This is a genomic window from Halolamina salina (assembly GCF_042678005.1).
In the GTDB taxonomy this organism is placed as follows: domain Archaea; phylum Halobacteriota; class Halobacteria; order Halobacteriales; family Haloferacaceae; genus Halolamina; species Halolamina salina.
Window position 1 is genome coordinate 2,523 of the sequence record NZ_JBHUDH010000092.1, and the last position, 6,253, is coordinate 8,775.

Consider the following 6,253-nt stretch of genomic DNA (forward strand, 5'->3'; position numbering starts at 1 on the left):
CGTGCCGGCCCGCGCGGGCACCGAACACGGCGAGTTCGGGCAGCGCGTTGCCGCCGAGCCGGTTGGCGCCGTGGACCGACGCACACGCACACTCGCCGACGGCGTAGAGACCGTTCACGCAGGTCGACCCCCACTCGTCGGTCTCGATGCCGCCCATCGCGTAGTGCTGGCCGGGCTTGACGGGCATCGGCTCCTCCAGCCCGTCGACGCCCTCGAAGTCCTCCGCGAGGTGGAGGATGTTCTCCAGTCGGTCGAGGATGCGGTCCTCGCCGAGGTGGCGCATGTCGAGGTGGACGTACTCGTCCTCGATCCCGCGGCCGTTGTTCACCTCGTTGAGTTCGGCGCGGGAGACCACGTCGCGGGAGGCGAGTTCGCCGTCGTTGTTGGCGTAGCCGCCCTCGAACATGAACCGCTCGCCCTCGCTGTTGTAGAGGATCCCGCCCTCGCCGCGGACACCCTCCGAGATGAGCACCCCCGTCGAGGGGAGCGTCGTCGGGTGGAACTGGATCATCTCCATGTCTTCGATCGGGACGCCGGCGCGGTAGGCCATCGCGACGCCGTCGCCGGTGTTGGCGATGGCGTTGGTGGTGTGGTCGTACACCTGCCCGAGCCCGCCGGTCGCGAGGATCACGCCGTCGCGGGCGCGGAACCCCTCGATCTCGCCGCGCTTGATGTCGTAGGCGACGACGCCGTGGCAGTCCCGCTCCTCGGGCTCGTCCTCGTCGGTGACCGCGAGCCGGGTGACGTACCACTCGTCGTACACCTCGATCCCGCGTTTGACCACCTGCTCGTACATCGTGTGGAGCATGTGGTGGCCGGTCTCGGCGCCGGCGTAGGTGGTCCGCGGGAAGGAGAGGCCGCCGAACGGTCGCTGGGAGACCTGCCCGTCCTCGTCGCGGGAAAAGGCCATCCCCCAGTTCTCGAGTTGGATCGTCTCTTTCGGACTCTCGCGGGTCAGCGCCTCCACCGCGGGGGCGTCGCCGAGGTAGTCCGATCCCTTCATCGTGTCGTAGGCGTGGTCGCGCCAGTCGTCGCCCTCGCGCAGCGCGGCGTTGATGCCGCCCTCCGCCGCGCCCGTGTGGGAGCGGACGGGGTGGAGCTTGGTCACCATCGCCACGTCCGCGCCGTTCTCCTGTGCGGCGATCGCCGCGCGGAGCCCGGCGCCGCCGGCGCCGACCACGATGACGTCGTACTCTCTCATCTTACCAGAACTTCAGGTTGGATTTGACTGCCTCCCGCTTGAGCTCCTGAATGTGCTCGGTCAGCGGGATGTCCTTCGGACAGACTTCGGTACAGGAGAACTGGGTCTGACAGCGCCAGACGCCGTTCTCCTGCTCGATCAGCTCCATGCGGTGCTCCTTCATCTCCTCGCCCTCCCGGTCGTCCATCGCGAAGCGGTACGCCTTGTTGATCGCCGCCGGGCCGAGGTACTCCTCGCCGGCCGCGATGTTGCAGGAGGACATGCAGGCGCCACACCAGATACACCGGGTGGACATCTTGATCTTCTCTCTGTTCTCCGGGGTCTGGAACTGCTCTTCCAGCTCGTCGTCGGGCGTCTCGTCGGTCTGGAAGTACGGCTCGACCGCCTCCATCTGGTCGTAGAAGTGCTCCATGTCGACGACGAGGTCCTTCACCACGTCCTGGTGGGGGAGCGGCTCGACGCGGACCACGTCGCCGTCGAGATCGGCGATCTGGGTCTGGCAGCCGAGGCGCTGGCGGCCGTTGATAAAGAGCGCGTCGGAGCCACAGACCGCCTGCCGGCAGGAGTGCCGGAACGTGAGCGAGGAGTCGTACGTGTCCCGGGCCGCGATCAGCGCGTCGAGGACGGTCATCCCCTTCTCGAAGGGGATCTGGAACGTGTCGAAGCGCGGTTCGGCCTTCGCCTCGACCTCGGGGTCGTAGCGGAACACCTTCAGGGTGACCGCGTCCTCGCCGAGGTCGGGTTCGGCCTCGGCCTCCTCACGCTCGCGCTCGGCGGCGCGGGCGGCCTTCTCCGCGCGGCGGCGGTCGCCGGGGCTCTCCGGCTCGGCCTCCGGCGTCGATTCGGTCTCGTCGTCGGTTTCGGGTGGTTCGGTTTGCGTGCTCATAGTTAGAACAGGTTGGTCCAGACGAGCGCGGTTCGCAGCCCTTGGACGATCAGCACGAGGCTGGCGACCGCCAGCACCGCCGTGATCGCGGTCCGCTTCCAGCCGTCGACGCCGTCGCGGTGGACGAGCGTGTTGTGAATCCCGTTGACGCCGTGGAACGTCGCCGTCAGCAGGAACAGCACCATCAGCGAGAAGTACGTCCACGTGCTCATCCGGGCGGAGGTGCCCGCGAAGGTCACGTCGGCGGCGTGGTTCACGAAGTGGAGGAGGAAGAAGTGGAACGCGAGCACGACCACGAGGAACGCCGCCGTGATGCGCTGGAGCAGCCACTTCCGCCCCGATCGGTCGAACGAGGAGTAGTGTTCCGCCATCTCAGAACACCCCCGAGACGAACGTCGGGACGCTGGCGACGGTGATCGCGCCCGTGATCACCAGCGACGCGTAGAAGCTCTCCTCCTGTGCCTCCAGCCCCTTGCCGAGGTCGATGAACAGCAGCCGGACCCCGTTGAGGATGTGGAACACCGCCACCGCGAGCAGGCCCACCTCCAGCAGGCGCACGATGGCGAGGCTCTCGAGCCCGACGATGGTGTCGTTGTACATCCCCGGGTTCTGGAGCGCCGTCGAGAGCACGGCGATGTGTGTGAAGAGGTAGCCGATGAGGACCCAGCCGGTGAACTTGTGGAACAGCCACGCCCACATGCCGGCAGTGAACGAGCGCCACCGCCCGAAGTCCTCGACGGTTCCCCGATCGTACGACTGACTCATGTAACAAGTTCACTCGGTTCGCGGAGGGTATAGAAGTTACCGTCTCGGTTACGCCGGCCGCCGAACGTGTTCCCCGTCGGCTGTCGATATTCCCCGAATCGACGCGCCGATTCAGAACAGTCCCGAGACGAACCCGACCCCCATCACGATCAGCACGGCGGCCGAGAACGCCGGGAGGTAGGGCGTGAACCGCTCGACGCGCTCCTCGTGGTGTTCGTACCCCGCGACCAGCAGCATCGTGAACCCGACGATCCCCGCGATCACCGTCAGCGCGTAGGCGCTCATCAGCTCCAGACAGTGGGCCGAGCCGGCACACAGCGCGATGATCTCGAACTCCTCCTCGTGGGCGAACCCGAGCAGAAACGCGAACCACGCGATCCCGAACAGCCCGCGCTCGGCCGCCTCGTCACCGCTGGCGTGGCTGTGGCCGCCGACGAACGGGAGCGCCGTCTTGACTCGATCCCACCAGCCGTCGTCGTCGTGGTGATCGTCGTGCTCGTGGTGTGGGCCGTCGTGATGGTGGCCGTCGTCGTCGTGCTCGTGATGGTGGTGACCGTGATCGCCGTGCTCGTGCTCATCGTGTTCTTCGCCGTCGTCGTGTCCGCCGTGGCCGTGGCTGTGCCCGCCGTAGTACTCGCGCAGTCCGAGCAGGATCAGCAGGACGCCGGCGACGAGGCTGACCGGGCCGCCGATCGTGATCCCGTCGACGACCGTGATCGGCTCGTTGACCTGCGTGAGGCTGAAGTACGATTTGGCGTAGAAGAACACCCCAACCATCGCGATGCTGCTGATCAGGTGGCCCGTGCCGAGGATCAGGCTGGCCGCGAAGCCGTAGAGCCACTTGTTCGACTGATCCAACGCGTAGGAGGCCGCGACCGGCCAGCCGTGTCCGGGCTCGACCCCGTGGACGGCGCCGAGTGCGACGGCGCCGACGAGTAGGCCGACCGCTTCGCCGTGGAGCATATCCGGTAGCCGTGGAGGGAGGCGTTTAGAGGTTGGCAAGGCGGAGATTGGTGGCTGGGAAGTAGTTCGGTTCGCTGCTTCCGCAACTGCGAACAGCAACAGCATCTCGTTCGTAGACCACTTGCGACCGCACCGCCCCGCACAGCCCACAGGCCTCCCCAGCCGACTCCTTCCCTCGTTTCACTCGGTCAGTCGTCCCTCGCGCTCGGCTCGCCCACGGAGGGGCTCGCGCTTCGCGCCGACCGCCGGCTGCGGTGCGGTGGCGGTGGACGGGGNCGGCAGTCGTCGCCGGCGCGGGGGGAGGGGTGGGGACTCGGCGCTGTGCCGAGCCTCGTGCTCGGCACCCTGCGGTCACAAGTTGCCAACGATCGAGCTGCTGTTGCGGTCGCAGTTTCAGTTGTCGGCGATGGATGTCACTGCTGTCGTCACCCCCGGGAAGTTCACACACCGAGCAACGGTATCCAAGTACCCACCACCCACGAATCAGCGGCCACACCGTTCACGTCGCTCCGTGCCAAACGCCCACGCATGGACCTGACAGACCGCGTCGCCGTTGTCACCGGCGGCGCCAGCGGAATCGGCCGGAAGACGGCGATCCGGATGGCCGAACGCGGCGCCGACGTGGTGATCGCCGACGTGCGCGAAGAACCACGGATCCCGGACTCGGCAGGCGGCGCCGAGGACCCGCGCCCGACACACGAGTACATCGACGACGAGACCGACCGCGAGGGCCACTTCGTCGAGTGCGACGTGCGCGAGCGCGATGACCTCCGCGTCGCCGTCGAGGCCGCCGAGTCACTGGGCGGAATCGACGTGATGGTGAACAACGCCGGCGTGTTCCGGACGATCCCGTTCGCGGAGATCAGCGAGGAGGAGTACGACCGGATGATGGAGATCAACGCCAAGGGCGCGTTCTTCGGCACGCAGGTCGCCGCCGAGGCGATGGAGGAGGGGGCGGTCGTCAACCTCGCCTCGATCGCGGCGCTCCACGGAACGGGGAACCATCCCGTCTACTCGGCGTCGAAGGCCGCGGTTCAGAACCTCACGAAGTCGATGGCCGACGCGCTCGGGCCGGAGATCCGGGTGAACTGCGTGCTCCCGGGGGTGATCGACACCGCGATGACCCGGGAGGACGTGCCGACCGTCGGCGGCCAGCGCGCCGAGCGCTACGCGGACGAGATCCCGCTGGCGCGCTTCGGCGACCCGGACGACGTGGCCGACGCGATCTGCTTTCTCGCCAGCGACGCCGCGAGCTACGTCTCCGGTGCGGGGCTGCCGGTCGACGGCGGGCTGAGTGCGGTCTGACGGCCGCCACGCCCAAACGGCTCGGCGGGATACCCACGTCGCGATGAGCCTCCAGCAGGCGTTCCACGAGCTCGTGACGCTCGAACTGGTGCTCGCGTGGCTCGCGGTCTCCCTCGTCTCCGTCGGGGTGCTCTGGGTCGACCTCCGACGGAACAACGAGGCGCTCCCGTCGATGATGAAGCTCGTCTGGACGCTCACGGTGCTCTACTCGGCGGTGCTCGGGCTGGCGGTGTACTGGTACAGCGGCCGGACCCAGATTCCCGAGGACAGCTTCCTGCGGCGGGGAATGCGCTCGACGGCCCACTGCTACTCCGGCTGCGGGGTGGGTGAGGTGCTCGGCGTCACGCTCGCGGCCGGGATCCTCCTGTTGAGCACGCTCGGCGTCGCCGCCACCACGTTCGCGTTCGCCTACACGTTCGGCGTCGCGTTCACCGTCGGCCCGCTGCTGCAGGAGGGCGTCGGACTCCGCGAGGCGCTCACCGACGCGGTGTACAGCGAGTCCGGCAGCATCGTGGCGATGGAGACCGTCGCGATCGGTTCGGACATCTACCTCGCCGGCGAGTCGACGATGGGCGAGCCGGTGTTCTGGGCGTCGCTGGCGGTGTCGCTCTCGCTGGGCTTTCTCGCAGCCTACCCAGTCAATCTGGGGCTGCTCCGGCTCGGCGTGAAGGAGGGGATGGGCGACCCCTCCGAGATGTGACCGAGCACGTTCGCGGGGAACGGATCGGCCGGTGGGCCAAAGGCCCCCGCGCTCCTGACTCCGACCATGCACGACACGGAGCGGATCACGCTGGCGCGGCTCCCCTCGGGCGTCGAACTGGAGACGACCGTCCACACGTACGGCGACGGCGACGGGCCGACGCTGTACGTGCAGGCGGCCCAACACGGCCGCGAGATCAACGGGAGCGAGGTGCTCCGGCGGCTCCACGGCGAACTGCTCGCGCGGGAGGACGATTTCTCCGGCACGCTGATCGCCGTCCCCGTCGCCGACCCGATCACGTTCGATCGCGTCTCCTACACCGCGCCGGAGGCGCTGGACTCGGTGAACGCGAACATGAACCGCTGCTGGCCCGGCGACGAGGACGGGACGCTCCACGAGCGGATGGCGGCGACGCTGTGGGAGTACGCCGGCG

The 6,253-nt window shown here is 68.1% G+C and carries 8 protein-coding genes; 3 read left to right on the plus strand and 5 right to left on the minus strand.

Annotated elements, in window-relative coordinates:
- The 5 genes from ACFR9S_RS08660 to ACFR9S_RS08680 all read right to left on the minus strand — a co-directional run.
- The coding region (locus ACFR9S_RS08660) for an FAD-binding protein (protein WP_379818434.1) at positions 1-1,201 on the minus strand (1,201 nt) is incomplete at its 3' end.
- 1 nt (position 1,202) lies between these two features.
- Positions 1,203-2,087 carry a succinate dehydrogenase/fumarate reductase iron-sulfur subunit gene (locus tag ACFR9S_RS08665; protein ID WP_379732005.1) on the minus strand — a complete coding sequence of 295 codons (885 nt, stop codon included), beginning with the start codon at positions 2,085-2,087 and terminating at the stop codon, positions 1,203-1,205.
- A 2-nt stretch (positions 2,088-2,089) separates the two neighbouring features.
- Positions 2,090-2,458 (minus strand): succinate dehydrogenase/fumarate reductase transmembrane subunit, encoded by a 369-nt coding sequence (locus tag ACFR9S_RS08670; protein WP_379732004.1) that lies wholly within the window; start codon positions 2,456-2,458, stop codon positions 2,090-2,092.
- A gap of 1 nt (position 2,459) precedes the next feature.
- The gene (gene sdhC, locus ACFR9S_RS08675; RefSeq protein ID WP_379732003.1) at positions 2,460-2,852 is read right to left on the minus strand and encodes a succinate dehydrogenase, cytochrome b556 subunit; all 393 of its coding nucleotides are present in this window, start codon (positions 2,850-2,852) and stop codon (positions 2,460-2,462) included.
- Between the two features lie 111 nt (positions 2,853-2,963).
- Positions 2,964-3,815, minus strand: coding sequence for a HoxN/HupN/NixA family nickel/cobalt transporter (locus tag ACFR9S_RS08680; RefSeq protein ID WP_379732002.1), 852 nt, complete (start codon positions 3,813-3,815; stop codon positions 2,964-2,966).
- Positions 3,816-4,343: 528 nt separating this feature from the next.
- Here ACFR9S_RS08680 and ACFR9S_RS08685 point away from each other — a divergent pair.
- From ACFR9S_RS08685 to ACFR9S_RS08695, 3 genes are all read left to right on the plus strand, one after another.
- Positions 4,344-5,120 (plus strand): SDR family oxidoreductase, encoded by a 777-nt coding sequence (locus ACFR9S_RS08685; RefSeq protein WP_379732263.1) that lies wholly within the window; start codon positions 4,344-4,346, stop codon positions 5,118-5,120.
- A 43-nt stretch (positions 5,121-5,163) separates the two neighbouring features.
- Positions 5,164-5,820, plus strand: a complete 657-nt coding sequence (locus ACFR9S_RS08690) for a DUF4396 domain-containing protein (RefSeq protein ID WP_379732261.1) — start codon at positions 5,164-5,166, stop codon at positions 5,818-5,820.
- Positions 5,821-5,886: 66 nt separating this feature from the next.
- The coding region (locus tag ACFR9S_RS08695) for a succinylglutamate desuccinylase/aspartoacylase family protein (protein WP_379818435.1) at positions 5,887-6,253 on the plus strand (367 nt) is incomplete at its 3' end.